Here is a 17,746-nt window from a genome sequence, read left to right as displayed (position 1 = left end):
CCCTTCGGCGGCATGAAGTCATCCGGCCTGGGTCGTGAAGGCTCCAAACACGGTATCGACGAATACCTGGAAATTAAATACCTGTGCATGGGCGGCCTAGACAGCTGAACCATTAGAAATACCACGCATTGCACCGCACCGGGGTCGCCGCGATAGCTCGCGGTATGGCTAATATCTATAACGTTTAGGTCTCGCAGGCGCTCACTGCGCAGATGTGGGACGTGGATAGCGATTGAGCTAGTGCGCAGCGTTGCCGCCGACAGGAGGTAAGATCAATGCACGAACTGTCGCTGTGTCAGGCCTTAGTCACTTTGGTGCGCGAGCGCGTTGGCCCGCGGCCAATAACCCAATTGCGTCGCATTACCGTCGCCATCGGCTCGCTCGCCGGCGTCGATGCCGATGCCTTTGCTTTTGCCTTTGGCGCCATACGCGATCAGGCCTTGCATCCGGCTTGCCAGCTTGAATTGGTGTCGGTTGCGGCCATGGCTGTGTGCGATAATTGCGGTCGGCGCGGCGCCATTGTCTATGCATCCGCCGGCTGCGTTCGCTGCGGCCATTGGCCGTTGGTGCTGGAACCCGGAGGCGATGATATCTACCTCAGCGACCTGCAATTTATCGACTCAGGCTGCGACATTAATTCTATACAATAGAGCGTTTTAGAACGCGAACGCATAGGCTTTTTCGTTCAATCGATTGAGCGTTGGTAAAGGTGTTTTTTAATCTAAATAATTGACCCACATCAGGCTAAAACGGTAACAGCGTTTTACTATTCAGAATCCAGATACAAAACCGAGCTGCGCGGTCCGGTCGTTACCTCTACTGGTCCAATATAACACTCCGTTAACTGGAGGTTGTTTATGTGCGGAACGTGTGGCTGTACTCCATTAGATACCCCAACCCGGCTGATCGATCCACCGGCGGGTTCCCCTGCGTTAGGTTCCCCTGCGTTAGGTTCCCCTGGGTTAGGTTCCCCTGGGTTAAAAGTTGCGTCAGCCGGCTGGCAGCCACCCCAAACCCCAGAGCACGACAGCGTCCAATTTCAAACCAGCCTCTATGCCCATAACCGCCAGCTAGCCATGGATTTGCGCCACCGCCTGATGGCCGAACGAATCCTGCTGTTCAATCTCGTGTCCAGCCCGGGGGCGGGTAAAACCACCCTATTGTTGGCCACCCTGCGCCGACTCGCAGCGCGCACCAAGGCTTGTGTAATTGAGGGTGACCAACAGACTGAACTCGATGCCCTGCGCATTCGGGCCACGGGCACTCCTGCGTTGCAGATCAATACCGGCCAGGCTTGCCACTTGGATGCGCAACGGGTCAGTGAGGCGCTTGAGCAGCTGCGGCCCGAGACAGGGTCGCTGGTCTTTATCGAAAATGTCGGCAACCTGATTTGCCCAGCCCATTTCGATCTCGGTGAGGCGTTGCGCGTGGTGCTGCTGTCTGTGACCGAGGGCGATGACAAGGCGCTCAAATATCCCGATATCTTTGCCAGCGCCGACTTGGTGTTAATTACCAAGTGCGATCTGCTGCCCTATGTCGATTTTAATTTGGCCCATGCGCGCGCCAACATCCAAAAAATAAACCCCAACCTAGAGGTGTTAACCAGCGCCTGTGGCCGTAAGAGCAACCTCTCGGCCTGGCTGTCGTGGCTCACGACTCAGCAGCAGGCATTTATTCGCGAGCACAGTCCCAATGACCACCCGGCTTAAGCCGTTGCCAACCCTCAGCGCGACGCCGATGCGCCGGGTGCAACTGCTGCTGCGCGGCCAGGTGCAGGGTGTCGGGATGCGGCCCTATGTTTATCGTCTGGCCCAGCGTTTGGGCGTGAGCGGTTTTATCCGTAACAACAGCGACGGCGTGATCGTGGAAGTTCAGGGCCCACAGCTCGATCACTTTTGTCAGCAATTTTGGGCGCAATTGCCGCCACCGGCGCGTATCGAAGACTGTCAACGCTCCGAACTGGCCGTTCGAGTCGGCGAACGCCACTTTACTATTGCCCAGAGCAACGCTAGCCGGTCGCCCCTAGATCCGCTGCCCGATCTGCCACCCTGTGATCGGTGTCTAGCAGAACTGTTCAATCCCACGAGCCGTTACTTTTCGTACCCCTTTATCAGCTGCGCGCACTGCGGCCCGCGCTATAGCATTACCCGCACCTATCCGTTCGACCGAGCGAATACCAGCATGGCGGCCTTTGCCCTGTGTCCGGTCTGCACGGCACAGTATCGCGCTGCCGAAGACCGCCGCTTTCACGCCCAAACCATCTCCTGCCCGACCTGCGGGCCGCGCTATGACCGGCCGCTGAGCGAGGTTGTCGCCAGCATCGAGGCGGGCGGTCTGGTCGCGATTCAGGCCATTGGCGGCTACCAACTGATCTGTGATGCCCATCGGCCCGCCGCCATTGCGCGCTTGCGCCAATTTAAGCAGCGCCAAATCAAGCCTCTGGCAATTATGACCTTGAACAGCCGGTCGGCGCAGCAGTGGGTGCACTTGAGCGATGCCGGCAGGGCCGATTTACAGTCCCCAGAACGCCCTATACTGATCGCCCCAGCGCGCAATGCGCAAGCGGAGCTGGCCCCTCATTTGACCAGCCTAGGGGTAATGGTGCCAAACAGCGCCCTGCACTATCTATTATTTTATGGCCTGGCGGGCCGACCCACCGGCACGGCCTGGCTACAGGCGGCCAGTCCAATCGCCTTGGTAGTCACCAGTGGCAATGCGCCCGGTTACCCCATAGCCGCGACCCGAATCGAGGCCGAGGCGCAGTTGGCTGGCGCGGTCGATCTAGTGGTGGGGCACAATCGGCACATCGTTGCCCCGGTCGATGATGGCATCCGGCGTCAGTCTAGAGTTGGCTGCTATGCCGTGCGCAATGGCCGGGGCACGGCGTTAATCAAGACCCCCTGGCACCAGACCAAACTGCCCACCATCTTGGCACTGGGTGCGCAGCAAAAGTGCAGCATTACTCTGGCCGTGGGCAATGCCTTCTATACCAGCGAACATCTCGGCGACTTGGATTCCCGTGCGCGCCGGCAGCGCTACCGGGCGGTCAATGCGCGCCTTAACGATTATTTTAACCTTCGTCATGCGCTGATTGCGCACGATTTGCACCCGGATTATTTCACCAGCCAACAAACGCCTTTGGGCCGGTCGGCGGTTGCGATCCAACATCACCATGCCCATGTTGCCGCCGTGATGGCAGAGCACCAATTGCAGCAACCGTTGGTCGCCGTGGCCGTCGATGGTTACGGCTATGGCCTGCGCGGAGAAGCCTGGGGCGGGGAGTTTTTTTATGTCAATAAGTTTGCCTTCAGCCATGTCGACCGGCTGACCAGCCTGCCCCTATTGGGCGGTGAGCGTGCCAGTCTGGAGCCTTGGCGCTCCGCCTTGGCGGCGCTGATACTGGCTCAGGCCGGCGACCACCAGCTGCGTCGGTTTGCCGATATTCCTCTGGCTCGGCACTACTTGCGCCAACCCCATCTGCTGCGCAAGGCGCCACCGACCGCCTCCGCCGGACGCTGGTTTGATGCCGCCGCGGCGCTTATTTTGCAGCGCAACTGGGCCGAATACGATGGCCAATTTCCGCTCGAACTGGAGGCGCTGCTGAACCCCTATGCTTTCAGTGGGTCAGATCAGCGTCAAGCAGAACGGGCCGGGGCCGACCCGAAATGGGACCTGGTCGAGCTGATTGGCCAACTGCTACCGATGACCTCACCCATTCAGGCGGCCGGCCTATTTCATCAGGGTATGGCCGATTGCATCAGCCGTAAATTAATTGCTCAGGCCAAGATATTCCAGGTCACCCGCGCGGTGCTGGCCGGCGGTTGTATGCTCAATGCCGTTCTGCGTGAGCAGGTGCGCGCTCGACTGAGCGAGGCCGGGTTGGAGGTTTTTTGTGCCCAACGGATCCCCAGTAACGACGCCGGCATCAGTTTGGGTCAGGCCCTGTTGGCCGCCCATTATGCCGACTATGCCGTCAGCCTGCAGGATAGGGGTTAGCATCGTGTGCCTAGCCATTCCGGCCCAAGTCTGCGAGCTGCTGGCCGACGACCGGGCTCGGGTGCGCGTTGGCGACGTTCTTAAAACCGTCAATATCGCCCTGGTGCCGCAGGTGCGCCTGGGTGAATTTGTCATTATCCATGTCGGCTATGCGCTGGAGCGACTCGACCCGCTCGCCGCCGAGCAAACCCTGGCGCTGCTGCACGAAGCGAGTGACCTTCAGCCGCGCCGCGCCGAATCGGCAAACGACCCAAACGGACAGGAGCGTACGGATGAAATACATTGAAGAGTTCCGCGACGCTGCCTTGGCCAGAACCCTGGCCCAGGCCATCGGCCAGGCGGTTGAGCCCGGTCGCACCTATCGCCTGATGGAATTTTGCGGTGGCCACACCCATGCCATCTACCGTTATGGTCTGCCCGGATTGCTGCCCAAGGCCATTAAAATGCTGCACGGCCCAGGCTGCCCGGTTTGCGTGCTACCCATTGCTCGGGTCGACCAGGCCATTGAGCTGGCCGGCCGGCCCGGCGTCATCCTATGCAGCTACGGCGATATGCTGCGTGTGCCCGGGTCTGACCGCCGCACCCTATTACAGGCTAAGGCCGAGGGAGCCGACGTGCGCATGCTATACAGCATCGATGATGCCGTTACCCTAGCCAGGCAGCTTCCGCAGCGGGCGATTATCTTCTTTGCCATCGGCTTTGAAACCACCACGCCAGCCACCGCACTGGCCATCCTGCGCGCCCAAAAACTGGGCCTGAGCAACTTCTTTGTGTTCTGTAACCACCTGCTCACCCCGGCGGCACTCGATGCCTTGCTGGCCGACTCACCCAATCCGGGCAGCTGGATCGATGGTTTTATCGGCCCAGCCCATGTCAGCACGGTGATCGGTACCGCAGCCTATCAGCAGGTGGCGCGGCGTTATCGAAAACCCATAGTGATCGCCGGCTTTGAACCGCTCGACCTGCTGCAGGCGATTTTGATGCTAGTGCGACAATTGAACAGCCAGCGCTGCGCGGTTGAAAACCAATACCATCGTGTTGTCCGGCCCAACGGCAACCGGCTGGCGCAAGACTATATGGCGCAAGTTTTTTGCTTACGCGCTTCCTTTGCATGGCGCGGCTTGGGCACCATTGCCGCCAGTGCCTTGGCATTGCGACCGGCCTTTGCGAGCTTCGATGCTGAACGCCACTTCCCGCTGGCCGAACGGCCCAGCCGCGAGCATCCCGGTTGCGCTTGCCCGGCAGTATTGCGCGGTCAACTCGACCCGGCCGCCTGTCAGCTCTTCGCCGTGGCCTGCACGCCGGCCAATCCATTGGGCGCGTGCATGGTCTCCGCCGAAGGCGCCTGCGCGGCGGTCTATGCCTATGGCCGCCAGCCGCTTCGGGAGGCGCTATGAAAACCTCGCAACCTGTTGCTGCCGGTCATCCGGAGCGCATCGAGCTGGTGCACGGCGGCGGCGGTCGTGCCTCGGCGCAGTTGATCGAGCGAATGTTTATCCGCGCCTTCGATAACCCCATGCTGCAACAGAAAAACGATCAGGCCCGTTTTGATGTGCCGACGCGCAGACTGGTGATGACCACCGACGCGCATGTGGTCTCGCCCCTGTTTTTCCCCGGCGGTGATATCGGGTCGCTGGCGGTGCACGGTACGCTCAACGATATCGCCATGGCCGGCGCCGAGCCGTTGTATTTGGCGGTCAGTTTTATCCTCGAGGAGGGCTTACTGCTGCGCGACCTGCAGCGCATCGTGGCATCCATGGCCCGTGCTAGCGAAGCCGCTGGGGTGCCAATCGTGACCGGCGATACCAAGGTGGTTGAACGCGGCAAGGCCGATGGCGTCTTTATTACCACCAGCGCAATCGGCAGCGTGCCCAACGGCGTCGACCTCTCCGCCGACCGGGCGCAACCGGGTGATCAGATCCTGCTCAGCGGCACCATTGGCGACCACGGCGTGGCAATCCTCTCGGCGCGCGACAGTCTCGGCTTTACCAGCCCAATTCGGTCAGATTCGGCGGCGCTGCACGATCTGGTCAAACAAATGGTGCGTCAGGTGCCGACGATCCGTTGCATGCGCGACCCAACGCGGGGCGGTCTGGCAACGGCCTTAAATGAAATTTGCCAACAGTCTGGGGTCGGTATGCTGATCGACGAGCAGGCCGTGGCCATTGCCCCGGCGGTACAGTCGGCGTGCGAATTGCTCGGTCTGGATCCCTACTATTTGGCCAACGAGGGCAAGTTGATCGCCATCTGTCCGGCGGCGCAGGCCGATCGTCTACTCGCCCAGATGCGTGCCCACCCTTTGGGCCAGGGGGCAAGCCGAATTGGCGTGGTGACAACTGACCCACAGGCCATGGTCGAATTACAGACCGCCTTGGGCGGTATTCGCCTACTGGACTGGTTAAACGGCGACCCCTTACCGCGCATCTGTTAATGGGTCCCATGAACGGACCCTGGGGAATGAACAGGGCGGACGAAAATCCGACTCTGCAGCCGAGGAATCCAATGATGAAACAGGAACAGTACCTAGCCCGGAAACACCTAAAGGAGTTACTCACTACCCTGATCGAGGATGGCTATCAGTGTATCGGGCCGCGAGTACGCGACGGGGCCATTGTCTACGCCCCGCTGACCTCTATTGACCAGCTGCCTTGGGGGGTTAGCGATCGGCAACAGCCCGGCGGCTATAAGTTGAGCGCACCGCCGGCGTCCCCCGCCGGACTGAATGCTGCGCTACAACCGGTGCACCCCGGCCAGCGCGCGTTTGACTGGTCGGTGCCAGCCACCAGCATCAAAGCGCTGCTCTTTGCACCAAGCGAGCCGCTCTGGTGTGCCCGGCCCGATGCATCGGGTCAGCTGGTCTTTCGTCAGAGCTTACCGGAACCGGAGCGGGTTGCCCTGTTCGGTGTTCGGCCCTGTGACCTAAGGGCCATCGCTATTCAGGATCGAGTTTTTTTAGCCGGTCCCTATGCCGATATCCGCTATCAATTGCGTCGCAGCGAGCTCTTCATTATTGCGCTGAACTGCACGCACAGTGGCGATCTGTGTTTTTGCGTTGGCACGGGCGGCAGCCTAAACGCCGAGCGCGGCTATGATCTGGCGCTCACCGAATTGGACAAGGGTTATCTGGTCCGATCCGGGTCCAAGGCCGGCCGTTCGGTGCTCACTCGACTCAACGCCCGACCGGCGTCCAGTAGCCAACGCAAACTCGCCCAAGCGCAACAGGCTGAGGCGTATCGTCAACAGCAGCACCGCCAACCAAAGCTGCCCAGCCCAGCAGAATGCCTCAGTCTGCTCAATCTGCCGACGCATCCGGAATGGGCCGCCGTTGCCGAGCGCTGTCTAGCTTGCGCTAATTGCACCCAAGCTTGTCCAACCTGCTTTTGCCACACGGTGGTGAATCAGAGCAATCTGGAACTGAGCCAGAGCGAGCACAGTCGGCAATGGGATTCCTGCTTCAGTGACCAACACAGCTATTGCGCCGGTCAGGTAGTGCGCGCCACCACCGAGCAACGTTATCGCCAATGGCTCAGTCATAAGTTTGCCAGCTGGCAACAACAGTTTGGCGAGTTCGGCTGTGTCGGCTGTGGCCGCTGCATCAGTTGCTGTCCGGCGGGCATCGATATCATCGAGGTGCTGAACCGGCTGTGCTACAACAAACCGGAATTAGCGAAGGAGGCAACATGAAAGCCAACCGATTGCAAAGCGATGCTTACCTACCCTGGGTCGCCGATATTATCGATCGCGTCCAGGAGAGCCCAACCGTTTTCACCTGGCGCTTGCGCTTTACCGAGCCCGACATGCAACAACGGTATCGTTTCGAGCCTGGGCAATTCAACATGGTGTACCTGTTTGGCGTGGGTGAGATCCCCATTTCCATCGTCTCCGATCCCGATGATGCCGATTGTTATGCGCATACCATTGCGGTGGTTGGGCGCATTACCCAAGCCATGGCCCGGCTCAGACCCGGCGACCAGGTTGGTATTCGTGGCCCCTTCGGTCAGGGTTGGCCAATGGCTCAAGCCCAAGGTCAAGATGTCGTGGTGATAACCGGCGGACTGGGCTGTGCCCCGGTGACCTCGGTAATCCAATATATACTGCAGCGGCGCGACCGGTTCGGCGCGCTGTCGATTCTACAGGGGGTTAAACGGTCCAGTGAGCTGGTCTATCGCGCCCGCTATTCCGCCTGGGCGGCCGCTCCTGATACCCACGTCCTGCTCGCGGCCGATCAGGCTGGACCGCAGTGGCCCTGGTATACCGGCACCGTGGTCGATCTGCTGAAACAGATCGAGATAAACACTGAGCACACTCTGGTCATGGCCTGTGGCCCGGAAGCAATGTTGCAGGCTGCCATGGACCATCTAATCGACCTCGGCCTGCCCGCGAATCGGCTGTTTCTGAGCATGGAGCGCAATATGCAATGTGGCGTGGGGCACTGTGGCCACTGCCAACTCGGCGGCCAGTTTGTTTGTAAAGATGGTCCCGTCTTTGCCTACCCCCAAGTGCAAGAGCTGATGGCCATCAGCGGATATTAGGAGCCCAACATGCCTATACTTAATCTTCCTGCCAAACCGCGTATCGCGATCCATAAGTTTGCCTCCTGCGATGGCTGCCAACTGGCCTTTTTGAATCTCGGACCGGCCTTGCTCACCCTGGCTGAGCGGGTCGAGATCGTACACTTTGCCGAGGCCGGCCCGGTTGAACCCGAGGCACCGGTCGATATCGCCTTTGTCGAGGGTAGCATCAGCACCGCGCACGATAGCGAACGGATCAAACGGATTCGCGCCGGCTGCACCTACCTGGTCAGTATCGGCGCCTGTGCCACTAGTGGGGGCATTCAAGCGCTCAAGAACGCTGCGGATGTCGCCGCCTGGACTCAGGCAATCTATCCCCACCCCGAGCTGATTGAGAGCCTGCCCCGTTCGGATTCGGTCGACCGCCATGTCAGGGTCGACTTCGAGGTCTGGGGGTGCCCCATCGGCAGTGACCAGATTGTCAGCCTAATCACCGCTTTGCTCCAAGGCGTACCACCGAGCACGTCGAGCGATAGCGTCTGCATGACCTGTAAGCAGCGCGGCCAAAGCTGTATTTTGGTGACTGGCCAGCAGCCCTGTATGGGTCCGGTCACCCGAACCGGCTGCGGTGCGCTATGCCCAGCGCTCGGCCGCGCCTGCTACGGCTGTTTCGGCCCCGCGAACCAGGTCAACTACCGGGCCTTGGCAGACTGTTTTGCCCGCATGGGTCTGACCGCCATGCAAACTGCCGCACGCTTTAACTTCATTAACGGCCAAGCGCGGGCGTTCTCCGAGGCAGCTGGCCAATTGCATGAATCGACCTAAAGCACCGCTGCGAGGAGACCACTATGACGTCAGACATCAGTATTCGGGTACCCATACTCGCGCGCGTTGAGGGCGAGGGCGCATTGGAACTGGACATAGAGCGCGGCCAAATCCATGACCTTAAATTGCGCATCTACGAGCCACCGCGGTTTTTTGAACAACTGCTGGTCGGCCGATCCTATCAGGAGGTCTTGGATGTGGTTGCGCGGATCTGCGGCATCTGCCCGGTGGCCTACCAAATGAGTGCGGCCCAGGCTTTGGAGCAGATCTTCGCCCTGCAGATATCACCCTGGACGCAGGCCATGCGCCGGCTGTTCTATTGCGGTGAGTGGCTCGAAAGCCATGGCCTGCATATTCACCTCTTGGCGGCACCGGACTTCCTCGGTTTTGACAGTGCGCCGGCCATGGCGCAACGCTACCCGGACGAACTGCGCCGGGGTCTGCGGCTGCATGAACTGGGCAATGATCTGGTCAGCCTGTTCGGCGGCAGGGCCGTACATCCGGTCGGGGCCTGTGTCGGCGGCTTTTATCGCGCCCCGGCACAGGCCGATGCCGATGCGTTACTGACCCGGCTGCGCGCGATCGAGCCCGAGGCCGCCGCCTTGGTCGGTTGGACCGCTACCCTGCCGCTAACGGACCTGAGCAATGACTTCGTCAGTGTCGCTCTATCACATCCCGATGAATACGCGATCAACCGGGGTCGACTGCGCTCCAGTGCCGGCTTGGATCTGGCGGTTGCCGACTACAACCGGCACTTCCATGAGAGTCAGGTGGCTCATTCCAGTGCATTGCATTGCCATCTGCAGGGCAAAACCTATCTCACCGGCCCGCTGGCTCGGGTCAATCTAAACTGGGCCCAGCTGCCCGAGGTGGTGCGCGACAATGCCCTGGTCTCGGGCCTAACTTTCCCATCGCGCAATATGTTTCACTCCATTGTGGCCCGGGCGATTGAGATTCATTTTAGCGTCGTCGAAGCAATTCGGCTGCTCTGCGACTATCGACCGACTCAGACACCCAACATGAGTGTGGTGCCGCGCGCCGGTGAAGGCTTTGGCTGCACCGAGGCACCGCGCGGTATTCTCTGGCACCACTATCGCACCGATGCCCAAGGCATTATCGAGTTCGCGCGCATCGTGCCACCGACCAGTCAAAACCAAGCTCGTATCGAAGAGGATCTGCGCAGCAGTCTCATCCAGTTTGGCCTGGACCAACCGGCCGACGCTTTGCGCCTGTTAAGCGAGCAGGTGATTCGCAATTACGACCCCTGTATCTCCTGTGCGACCCACTTTTTAGACCTGCGCCTGAACCGACGAGGATAGATCGAAATGACAACTTATGAACCCAGCCTTGGCTCGACACGGGTCAATATTTTCGCCTTCGGCTCCCCTTTTGGCGATGACTCGATCGGTTGGCGTCTGGCGGAGCGCTTAAACGAGGTGCGACTGCCGAGCGACATCGGCCTCTGCGTCCAACAGCTCGACCGGCCGATTCTCACCTTGACGCAGCGACTGGAGCCCGAGGTACCCACCCTGATCGTCGACGCCATGGTGTCGGGCCAGCAGCCGCTCGGCAGCCTACAGGAATTCACCCTAACCCAATTGCCCGACGCCTTGGCGCAGTTGTCCAGTCATGGTTATGGGCTGTTGGCCAGTTTGCAGTTGGCCAATGCACTGGGACGCCTGCCGGCCATATGCCTGATCCTAGCGATTGAAATCAACCCGCAAAGCAAACCCGCCGGGCCGCTCTGCCAAACCTTGGCTCAACGACTGGCGCCCCTGTCCGAGCAGGTCTTGGCGCGCGCTAGGCAATTGGCGCACGAGCCGAGTAACGCGCTCTGAGCCGATGTTTTTCGTTGCCAAGACGGCTAGTAAAAAAATGGCCGGCCAACGCGCGTCGAACAAGTCTACCTCCATGCTGAAATCGTATACACTGGAAATCAACTCTCTGTTCAGGTGCACGATGCGCAATCTCACATTGAAATGGGTAATGATCATCCTCATCGCGGTTAAGAGTCATCTGGTTTACGCGGCTGACGCTTGTGAGACCCCACCACTTTTGGTCGGTTCTTCCAGTCTGAAGGTGTGGCTCTGGGATGTTTACGATGTTGAATTGAAGACCACCGATGGGGCCTACCAACGGGGCATCTACCCGCTCCAGCTCGAGGTAACTTACAAGCGAGCGTTCAGTAAGAAAGACCTGCTCTCAGAAACCCAGAAGCAATGGCAGCGCTTTGATCTCGATGCCCAGCAGGAGCAGCGTTGGTTACAGGAACTCAATGTCTTCTGGCCGGATATCAGCAAACAGGACCGGCTTCGCTTTCAGATTTGCGCCGATCAGACCAGTCGATTCTTCTATAATGACCGCGCCATTGGCCGGATAGAAGACCCGATGTTTGGTGACTACTTTTCATTGATTTGGTTAGACCTAGACGGTCCCTTCCCTGACATGACCCGGGAACTCATTGCGCAGAATTAGCAAAACGTTGAGCCGTTACTGACCGATTTGCACTGATCCCACTGCGCTCATGCACCGCGCTATGAGTGCGTAACGGGCATGGCCCAGCAGTCTATAAATGGGCTGGTGTGTTGGCCGACACCAAGACACAGGGTTCGTCAAAGGGATTGCGAAAACGGTGCGGTCGACGAGAGTCAAAATAGTAGCCTTGACCGGCGGTCAGCTCAAATACCTGGTCGTCGACAGTTATTTCAATTTTGCCAGAAATCACATACCCGGCCTCTTCGCCATCGTGACTGTAGCCTTCAACGCCGGTATCGGCCAAGCTGGGATAGGTTTCTAACATGAAGCCTAATTGCGGATTGGGAAAATTCTTACCGATCAGCTCCCAACATACACCATTGCTTTGGGTTCTCTGGAACTGAGCCGGCGTATACACCACAGGTAGCTCCGTATTGCCCTGATCGCCGGTATCGAAAAACTCCAGTAAGGTCATCGGCAAGCCCGACAGCACCTTGCGCAGAGAGCTTATGCTCGGGCTGACGCTATTCTTTTCTATCATCGAGATGGTCGAGTTGGTGACACCAGCGCGTTTGGCGAGTTCTCGCTGAGAAAAGCCAGACAATTTTCGGACAGCCTTAAGCCTAGTCCCTACATCTTCCAATGCGCGGTTCCTCGATATTGGGTTGGATACCGCAGTATACAGCTAAAGGAAGGGAATCAAAAATATTGCACAGCTGTTGCCGATTTAACACAGGCACGTTCCAATGCTGGACGACATTCTGTTCAGCAGCTACTCTCCTGAGGCTATGCTTGTCCCCTCTACTCAAGACCCCAGATCCTAAACACAGGTGATTCATGCTTAATCCGCGCACCCACAGTTCCGAACATCCGGATTCCTATTACACCTCGAGTCGCACTTATCACCAGACCTACCCAACGCTGCATGCGTCGATCGAGGCCGATATTTGTGTGATTGGTGGCGGTTTCAGCGGCGTCAACACCGCTCTGGAACTGGTCGAACGCGGGTTTAAGGTGGTTCTACTGGAGGCCTATCGGATCGGTTGGGGCGCCTCCGGACGCAATGGCGGCCAGTTAATTCGTGGCCTAGGGCATAGTGCCGAGCAGTTTCACAACGCCTTAGGCCAAGCGGGCGTGCAGGCCATCGAGCAAATGGGTCTGGAAGCGGTCGACCTGGTCAAGCAGCGCATCGACCAATACAACATCCAATGTGATCTCAAGATGGGCTTTTGCGATCTGGCCCATAAACCCCGCGATATGGCCGATTTAGAGCGCCAGAAGGCCTGGCTCGAGAGTGTTGGCTACAAGCATAAGACCCAGTTCCTCGGGCCCGACCAGATGCATGAGGTGGTCGGCTCAGACAATTACATCGGCGGCTTGATCGACATGGGCAGCGGTCATGTCCACCCGCTCAACCTGGTCTTAGGGGAAGCCGAGGCCGCTGCGACGCTGGGTGTGCAGATTTTTGAACAATCGAAGGTGCTCGACATCGTCTACGGTGAGCGCCAAACCATCCACACCAGCTCCGGCCAGGTTAGCGCAGATCGGCTGGTAATCTGCGGCAATGCCTATGTCGCCGGTCTCGACAGCCACTTGGAAAGCCAGGTATTACCCGCCGGCAGCTATCTGATTGCCACCGAGCCGCTAACCGATGCGCAATGGCAACGGGTACTCCCTCAGGATATGGCGGTCTGTGACCAACGCGTGGCACTCGATTATTACCGCCTCAGTGCCGACCGCCGCCTGCTGTTTGGCGGCCTGTGCAACTATTCCGGACGCGACCCCGCATCGATTCTGGCCGCGCTAAAACCCCATATGGATAAGGTGTTTCCCTATCTGAATGAGGTCAAAATCGACTATCAATGGGGTGGTATGATCGGCATCGGCGCCAATAGAATGCCGCAAATCGGTCGCTTACGGCCTAATGTCTACTATGCCCAAGCCTATGCCGGGCATGGCATCAACGCCACCCATCTGGCCGCTCATGTTATCGCCGAGCATATCGCGCAGGAAAGTGAACGCATCACCCTATTTGAGAAAATACATCACCTGCGCTTTCCGGGCGGCCGCCAATTCCGGGCACCGCTATTGGCCGCGGGCATGCTCTACCACCGGGCCAAGGATCTGTTCTAGCCGACCCGTGAACGTCCTTATGCCGGTCCCACTCATCGATCAAATTCGCTGAGCTATCGGTCAATGCGCCGATTGACAGCGTCGGTGGAACATCGCAGGATGCGCTGGGGTCGATGCGACGAGCCCACCTTTCCCGCCCGAACTAGGAATCTGATACCGATGAAGAGTGAAAAATACCAGCAGGGCATGGTTATGCGCCGTAACGTCTTAGGTGATGAATATGTCGATCGGGCGATTGACGCTGCGACCGATTTTAACCGGCCGTTGCAGGATATGGTGACTGAGAACTGCTGGGGTGAGGTATGGACGCGACCGGCCTTATCGCCGCAGACGCGCAGCCTGATCACCATTGCGACCTTAGCGGCGCTGAAGGCCTCGACCGAACTCAAGGTCCACGTCCGGGGCGCATTACGCAATGGCTGTTCGGAAGCTGAGATTCAGGAAGTCTTGCTCCAATCGACCGTTTATTGCGGTGTTCCGTCTGGCATCGAGGCCTTTCGAGCCGCCAAGGACGCAATCGAGGCGTGGCAGGCCGAGCACCCCGATCAGGCCGGCTAAACCGGCTCCAAAAAACGCCAAATAATTGGCACGGACGGTTATAACCCCACTACAAATTATTACCCGCACTCAGGTGACGCCCATCAAGACAAGGGCTATTCTTGAGGGTCACATCACTGTTGAACCAGGATACTGCCATGGTAGGTCCCATTCATTCCGCCCCCTCGACCCAGCCGCTGCAACAAGCTCGAGTTTCGGTGGATCAATCGCTCAATCGGATCAGCTCGGGACAACGCCTGAATGGTGCCGCAGACGATGCCGCCGGGTTGGCCATCAGTGAAACCTTCAGTGCCCAGACTCGCGGGCAATATCAGGCCATTCGCAATGCCGGGGACGGTATGTCTCAGGCGCAAACCGCCAGCAGTGACCTCAGCAGCTTGGTAGAAGGCACACAGCGGATTCGCGAGCTGGCGGTCCAGTCGGCCAATGGCATTTACAACGATGCCGATCGCGAGCTGATCAATAAAGAAGTCGACTCAATCAAAGCACAGATGAACTCGGTTTTGGAGCAGTCCAACTTTAATGGCAAACCGTTGTTTCGCGGCGGCAGTGACTCGGTTTACCAAATTGGTCCTGATAGTGGCGACACCCTAGTCATCGCCGCCAATAACCTGCAAGATGAGGCCGCCCAACTGGGCTTGGCTGATGTCTCGGTCAATAGCGCCGATCAGGCACAAAATACCATCGCATTGGCCGATGACCTGCTCGATCGCTTTAGCGCAACAGCCGCCGATCTGGGTGCCGTGCAGAACCGATTTTCAGCGCGCATCGACACCCTGAGTCAACAGATTGAAGCCTCCACCGCCAGTGGATCACGCATCACCGATGCCGATGTGGCGAAAGAGAGCACGAACATGGTTCAAAATCAGATACAAGAACGGGTCGGCATTGCCCTTCAGGCTCAGGCCAATCAATCAGCCGGCAACATACTCCAACTGCTGGGCCGCTAAGAGCGGTCCGAACGCGCCCTAAAAGGAACGAACACCCCATGCACCAAATCGTCAAAAAATGGGGTATCGGCTTGCTGCTATCCTGCCTAGCAAGCCTGAGTCTGGCCAATTCGGAATGGGAAAATCGGCTCCTGACTCAACTGGATGAAGCCGCGACCTTAGAGCACCAACGCTTTAGTTTTCAGCAAGTCTCGCAAAGCTCAAAGGCGCGCAATTTCGCCCAATTTGAGCCTCAACAGGACCCACAGTGGCAATTATTGGAAGTCGACAATGAGCCTGCCAGCGCAGAGCAAAACAAAAAATTCCTCAAACGAAGGGACCGCCAACAGGATGAGGAGGACCCGGTAAAGTTTCGCGACATAGTCGCAGTCAATTCGGTTGAGCTCATGAAACAGGAAGACGGCAAGGTCTGGTTGAGTTTTGTGCCGCACGTCGGGGAACTGGCCGATGACAATGCCGATGCCCTGACCGGCTATGCGATCATGTCCTCTCTGGATCAACGGCTGTTAGAATTGCATATCGAGAACGTCGAGACCTTTTCGCCCGCGTTCTCGATCAAAATTTCGATGATGGTTATGTCGTTTCAGTTTATGAGTGTCGACGACCAAACGGTTCCGGCCCAATATGCTTTCAATATGAAGGGCAAGATCGGCGGTATCAAGAAACTCGAAGTTGAGTCTTCGACGGTTTACAGCAACTACCAACGCGCCGATTAGTTCGCCAGACACCCCCGTCTGGTCACTCAAATATAGGGTAACAGCAGCTCATATTCCATGGGTGTGACCTGCTGTTCAAACATCCGCAACTCCGACCATTTACACGACTGATAAACATCGACAAAGTCTTTGCCAAACCACTTGTTCACGCGCGGATCCTTTTCCATATTGCGTAAGGCATCGCGCTGGTTATCGGCCACCGAGGGCTGGTCCTGCTCATAGGCATTACCATCAATCGGCATCGGCGGCTCAATCTTATTCATAATGCCTTCGGTCACCCCAGCCAACAGCACCGCTGTGGCCAGGTAGGGATTGGTGTCGGCACCGCACATCCGATGTTCAATACGAGTAGACTCGATACTGCCTGACGGAATCCGCAGCGCCACGGTGCGATTATCATAACCCCAGGTCTTGGTGGTCGGGGCAAAGGCATCTGGAGCCAGACGGCGAAAACTGTTGATGGTCGGCGCCAGGAAGCCCTGGGTGCTGTCGGCCATATCCAATAGGCCGCCAATCGCATGGCGCATATAAGGATTGGTGGTTGGGTCATCGGCGGCGAAAATATTGACCCCATCTTTCAGTAGGCTCAAGTGCAGGTGCAGACCGCTGCCGGCTTCCTGAATATAGGGTTTGGCCATAAAGGTGGCTTCCATCTTATATTTGGTTGCGACGCTGGCGATCAGCCGTTTGAGCAGCACCGAATGATCGACCGCCTGTAAGATGTCGCTGCCGTAATTCAGGTTCACTTCAAATTGGCCGGGCGCATATTCGGCAATCACCGTATCGGCCGGAATGTTCTGCTGCCGGGCCGTATCGATAACATCGCGGATAAAGAAGTCATACTCGTCCAGGTCGTCCATCGAATACACCTGGTTGGAGCGCATGCGCCGAGAACTGCCCGGTGGTTTGGGCGGCTGCAGATGACCATCGTCATCGCGAATGGCATCGAGCAGATAGAATTCCAGCTCCATGGCAATCCCCACCTCAAAACCCATCTGACTGAACCGCTCGACCGCCTGCACCAGAACTTGGCGTGGGTCGGCAAAGAAGGGGGTGTCGGTATCGTCTTCGAACATGGTACAGAGCACCTGAGCGCGATCACCGAGCTCATGCCAGGGTACGATGCTCAGCGTGCCCGCAATGGGGAAACAGAGTCGATCCCGATCGCCTTGCTCCATCCCCAAGCCGGCGTCCTCGACCGTTGATCCGCTGGCATCAAGCGACATTACCGATCCGGGTAGATAAAACCCCACGGTAAAGACCCGCTCGAGTAACTCTCTTTCAACGCGCTTGCCGCGTAAGACACCGTTCAGGTCGCATATTAGGAGTTCGATCGTGGTTACATCGGGAAAAGCTTCAAGGAAATCGGTCGCTTCTTTAACTGTCATGTAGAGTCATGCCTTGCATACTGGTTGGGGCGTTGTGGACTGCGCTTGGCGCACAATCCTTTTATTTAAGGTTAACGACTAACCTTCTAAGCAAAAAAACTATTCTGGTCCCATCCGCTTTGGTTGCCCGAGCAGCCTATCCCATGGCCATACTTGAACATTGTAGTCTTGGTCTACACTGGACAGAGGGATAG

Annotated in this window: 19 protein-coding genes; 17 read left to right on the top strand and 2 right to left on the bottom strand. The window is 58.0% G+C overall.

Annotation, left to right across the window (positions count from 1 at the left end; all coding sequences use genetic code 11):
• The 13 genes from AC4FIC_RS06810 to AC4FIC_RS06750 all read left to right on the top strand — a co-directional run.
• On the top strand, positions 1–108 hold a 108-nt coding region (locus AC4FIC_RS06810), incomplete at its 5' end, for an aldehyde dehydrogenase family protein (RefSeq protein WP_490359384.1).
• Between the two features lie 167 nt (positions 109–275).
• Positions 276–650 (top strand): hydrogenase maturation nickel metallochaperone HypA, encoded by a 375-nt coding sequence (locus AC4FIC_RS06805; protein WP_273286532.1) that lies wholly within the window; start codon positions 276–278, stop codon positions 648–650.
• 207 nt (positions 651–857) lie between these two features.
• On the top strand, positions 858–1,709 hold the full coding sequence (hypB, locus tag AC4FIC_RS06800; protein ID WP_476196086.1) for a hydrogenase nickel incorporation protein HypB: 852 nt from the start codon (positions 858–860) through the stop codon (positions 1,707–1,709).
• The gene (hypF, locus tag AC4FIC_RS06795; protein ID WP_476194912.1) at positions 1,693–3,996 is read left to right on the top strand and encodes a carbamoyltransferase HypF; all 2,304 of its coding nucleotides are present in this window, start codon (positions 1,693–1,695) and stop codon (positions 3,994–3,996) included. Before hypB ends, hypF begins: the two co-directional genes overlap by 17 nt.
• A gap of 4 nt (positions 3,997–4,000) precedes the next feature.
• A complete protein-coding gene (locus AC4FIC_RS06790; RefSeq protein ID WP_100256173.1) occupies positions 4,001–4,282 on the top strand; it encodes a HypC/HybG/HupF family hydrogenase formation chaperone in 282 nt (93 codons plus the stop codon).
• Entirely contained in the window at positions 4,269–5,393 is a 1,125-nt protein-coding gene (gene hypD, locus AC4FIC_RS06785) for a hydrogenase formation protein HypD (protein ID WP_287418845.1), read from the top strand. The genes AC4FIC_RS06790 and hypD overlap by 14 nt, the downstream gene beginning before the upstream one ends.
• Positions 5,390–6,427: a hydrogenase expression/formation protein HypE gene (gene hypE, locus AC4FIC_RS06780; protein ID WP_273286541.1), complete on the top strand. Its 1,038-nt coding sequence runs from the start codon at positions 5,390–5,392 to the stop codon at positions 6,425–6,427. Before hypD ends, hypE begins: the two co-directional genes overlap by 4 nt.
• A gap of 71 nt (positions 6,428–6,498) precedes the next feature.
• Complete coding sequence (locus AC4FIC_RS06775; RefSeq protein ID WP_490359383.1) at positions 6,499–7,680, top strand: 4Fe-4S dicluster domain-containing protein; 1,182 nt, start codon at positions 6,499–6,501, stop codon at positions 7,678–7,680.
• Positions 7,677–8,528 carry an FAD/NAD(P)-binding protein gene (locus AC4FIC_RS06770; RefSeq protein ID WP_273286545.1) on the top strand — a complete coding sequence of 284 codons (852 nt, stop codon included), beginning with the start codon at positions 7,677–7,679 and terminating at the stop codon, positions 8,526–8,528. The genes AC4FIC_RS06775 and AC4FIC_RS06770 overlap by 4 nt, the downstream gene beginning before the upstream one ends.
• Before the next feature lie 9 nt (positions 8,529–8,537).
• Positions 8,538–9,332: an NADH-quinone oxidoreductase subunit B family protein gene (locus AC4FIC_RS06765; RefSeq protein WP_100256168.1), complete on the top strand. Its 795-nt coding sequence runs from the start codon at positions 8,538–8,540 to the stop codon at positions 9,330–9,332.
• A gap of 23 nt (positions 9,333–9,355) precedes the next feature.
• Positions 9,356–10,651 carry a Ni/Fe hydrogenase subunit alpha gene (locus tag AC4FIC_RS06760; protein WP_273286546.1) on the top strand — a complete coding sequence of 432 codons (1,296 nt, stop codon included), beginning with the start codon at positions 9,356–9,358 and terminating at the stop codon, positions 10,649–10,651.
• A 6-nt stretch (positions 10,652–10,657) separates the two neighbouring features.
• Positions 10,658–11,170: a hydrogenase maturation protease gene (locus AC4FIC_RS06755; RefSeq protein WP_100256166.1), complete on the top strand. Its 513-nt coding sequence runs from the start codon at positions 10,658–10,660 to the stop codon at positions 11,168–11,170.
• Positions 11,171–11,318: 148 nt separating this feature from the next.
• Complete coding sequence (locus AC4FIC_RS06750) at positions 11,319–11,807, top strand: hypothetical protein (RefSeq protein ID WP_100256165.1); 489 nt, start codon at positions 11,319–11,321, stop codon at positions 11,805–11,807.
• Between the two features lie 91 nt (positions 11,808–11,898).
• Here the strand turns inward: AC4FIC_RS06750 and AC4FIC_RS06745 are convergent, their stop codons facing one another.
• Positions 11,899–12,411 carry a cupin domain-containing protein gene (locus tag AC4FIC_RS06745; protein WP_452595866.1) on the bottom strand — a complete coding sequence of 171 codons (513 nt, stop codon included), beginning with the start codon at positions 12,409–12,411 and terminating at the stop codon, positions 11,899–11,901.
• Between the two features lie 233 nt (positions 12,412–12,644).
• Between AC4FIC_RS06745 and AC4FIC_RS06740 the strand changes: the two genes are divergently transcribed.
• From AC4FIC_RS06740 to AC4FIC_RS06725, 4 genes are all read left to right on the top strand, one after another.
• Complete coding sequence (locus AC4FIC_RS06740; RefSeq protein WP_100256163.1) at positions 12,645–13,940, top strand: NAD(P)/FAD-dependent oxidoreductase; 1,296 nt, start codon at positions 12,645–12,647, stop codon at positions 13,938–13,940.
• A gap of 159 nt (positions 13,941–14,099) precedes the next feature.
• Positions 14,100–14,498: a 4-carboxymuconolactone decarboxylase gene (gene pcaC, locus AC4FIC_RS06735; RefSeq protein WP_100256162.1), complete on the top strand. Its 399-nt coding sequence runs from the start codon at positions 14,100–14,102 to the stop codon at positions 14,496–14,498.
• Positions 14,499–14,635: 137 nt separating this feature from the next.
• A complete protein-coding gene (locus AC4FIC_RS06730; RefSeq protein WP_100256161.1) occupies positions 14,636–15,448 on the top strand; it encodes a flagellin N-terminal helical domain-containing protein in 813 nt (270 codons plus the stop codon).
• A 38-nt stretch (positions 15,449–15,486) separates the two neighbouring features.
• Positions 15,487–16,164: a hypothetical protein gene (locus tag AC4FIC_RS06725; RefSeq protein WP_100256160.1), complete on the top strand. Its 678-nt coding sequence runs from the start codon at positions 15,487–15,489 to the stop codon at positions 16,162–16,164.
• 26 nt (positions 16,165–16,190) lie between these two features.
• On the opposite strand, the gene AC4FIC_RS06720 is transcribed toward AC4FIC_RS06725, so the two are convergent.
• Positions 16,191–17,552, bottom strand: a complete 1,362-nt coding sequence (locus tag AC4FIC_RS06720) for a glutamine synthetase family protein (RefSeq protein ID WP_100256159.1) — start codon at positions 17,550–17,552, stop codon at positions 16,191–16,193.
• Positions 17,553–17,746: the final 194 nt, after the last annotated feature.

The organism is Reinekea sp. (genome assembly GCF_982785585.1).
This window is presented reverse-complemented; position numbering and strand designations above follow the sequence as displayed.

Bases quoted from the DNA above. Each gene is read 5' to 3' on its own strand.
- AC4FIC_RS06805 (WP_273286532.1), top strand. From the start codon at position 276: ATGCACGAACTGTCGCTGTGTCAGGCCTTAGTCACTTTGGTGCGCGAG.
- hypB (WP_476196086.1), top strand. From the start codon at position 858: ATGTGCGGAACGTGTGGCTGTACTCCATTAGATACCCCAACCCGGCTG.
- hypF (WP_476194912.1), top strand. From the start codon at position 1,693: ATGACCACCCGGCTTAAGCCGTTGCCAACCCTCAGCGCGACGCCGATG.
- hypD (WP_287418845.1), top strand. From the start codon at position 4,269: ATGAAATACATTGAAGAGTTCCGCGACGCTGCCTTGGCCAGAACCCTG.
- hypE (WP_273286541.1), top strand. From the start codon at position 5,390: ATGAAAACCTCGCAACCTGTTGCTGCCGGTCATCCGGAGCGCATCGAG.
- AC4FIC_RS06775 (WP_490359383.1), top strand. From the start codon at position 6,499: ATGATGAAACAGGAACAGTACCTAGCCCGGAAACACCTAAAGGAGTTA.
- AC4FIC_RS06770 (WP_273286545.1), top strand. From the start codon at position 7,677: ATGAAAGCCAACCGATTGCAAAGCGATGCTTACCTACCCTGGGTCGCC.
- AC4FIC_RS06765 (WP_100256168.1), top strand. From the start codon at position 8,538: ATGCCTATACTTAATCTTCCTGCCAAACCGCGTATCGCGATCCATAAG.
- AC4FIC_RS06760 (WP_273286546.1), top strand. From the start codon at position 9,356: ATGACGTCAGACATCAGTATTCGGGTACCCATACTCGCGCGCGTTGAG.
- AC4FIC_RS06755 (WP_100256166.1), top strand. From the start codon at position 10,658: ATGACAACTTATGAACCCAGCCTTGGCTCGACACGGGTCAATATTTTC.
- AC4FIC_RS06750 (WP_100256165.1), top strand. From the start codon at position 11,319: ATGATCATCCTCATCGCGGTTAAGAGTCATCTGGTTTACGCGGCTGAC.
- AC4FIC_RS06740 (WP_100256163.1), top strand. From the start codon at position 12,645: ATGCTTAATCCGCGCACCCACAGTTCCGAACATCCGGATTCCTATTAC.
- pcaC (WP_100256162.1), top strand. From the start codon at position 14,100: ATGAAGAGTGAAAAATACCAGCAGGGCATGGTTATGCGCCGTAACGTC.
- AC4FIC_RS06730 (WP_100256161.1), top strand. From the start codon at position 14,636: ATGGTAGGTCCCATTCATTCCGCCCCCTCGACCCAGCCGCTGCAACAA.
- AC4FIC_RS06725 (WP_100256160.1), top strand. From the start codon at position 15,487: ATGCACCAAATCGTCAAAAAATGGGGTATCGGCTTGCTGCTATCCTGC.
- AC4FIC_RS06720 (WP_100256159.1), bottom strand. From the start codon at position 17,552: ATGACAGTTAAAGAAGCGACCGATTTCCTTGAAGCTTTTCCCGATGTA.